The 603-nt window shown below is 69.7% G+C and carries 1 protein-coding gene; it reads left to right on the top strand.

Features of this window, described 5'->3' with window-relative positions:
* The first annotated feature begins 163 nt into the window (after window positions 1–163).
* A complete protein-coding gene (locus A985_RS28420; protein WP_150563639.1) occupies window positions 164–427 on the top strand; it encodes a YkgJ family cysteine cluster protein in 264 nt (87 codons plus the stop codon).
* The last annotated feature ends 176 nt before the right edge of the window (window positions 428–603 follow it).

Below are 603 nucleotides of genomic sequence, written 5' to 3'. Positions count from 1 at the left end.
CCCGGGCCCCCCCCGCCGATCTGACGGTCGACGCGGCCGGCAAGCGTGCGCGGCAGGGGGTGGCGCAAGGCGCGCGCAGTGTGCTGATGCTGGCGCTCGGCGAGCGCGGGCCGGTGACGGGCGGCTTCTTCGACGGCGCAGGCCGCTTGCCGTGGTGAGCGTCATGCAGTGTCGTCCTCACTGCGCGGCCTGCTGCATCGCGCCTTCCATCTCGACGCCGATTCCCGGCATGCCGAACGGCAAGCCGGCGAACACCCGTTGCGTGCAACTGGACGACGAAGACCGTTGCCGGATTTTCGGCAGCCCGCTGCGTCCGGCGGTCTGTGGATCGTTGCAGCCCTCGGCCGAGATGTGCGGGAACGATCGTGCGCAGGCCATCGCCTGGCTAACGCAGCTCGAGACGATGACCGCGCCGGCGACGCCGTAGTGGCGTGCCGTATGCGAATGCTATAGTCGCGCGTGTCGGGCGCCAGGCGCCCAGTCGCGGACTTTGTCATGCCGGGTAGTGCTCATCCAGATCAGCGAATTCGTCAGCAGTGCGACGGGCTTGCGTCGCAGGACGCCTTGCGCCTCCCGAGTCGCCTCACGCGCCGTCGTTGGCTG

Source organism: Pandoraea sp. B-6 (genome assembly GCF_000282835.1).
GTDB lineage: Bacteria > Pseudomonadota > Gammaproteobacteria > Burkholderiales > Burkholderiaceae > Pandoraea > Pandoraea cepalis.
This window is presented reverse-complemented; position numbering and strand designations above follow the sequence as displayed.

Bases quoted from the DNA above. Each gene is read 5' to 3' on its own strand.
- A985_RS28420 (WP_150563639.1), top strand. From the start codon at position 164: ATGCAGTGTCGTCCTCACTGCGCGGCCTGCTGCATCGCGCCTTCCATC.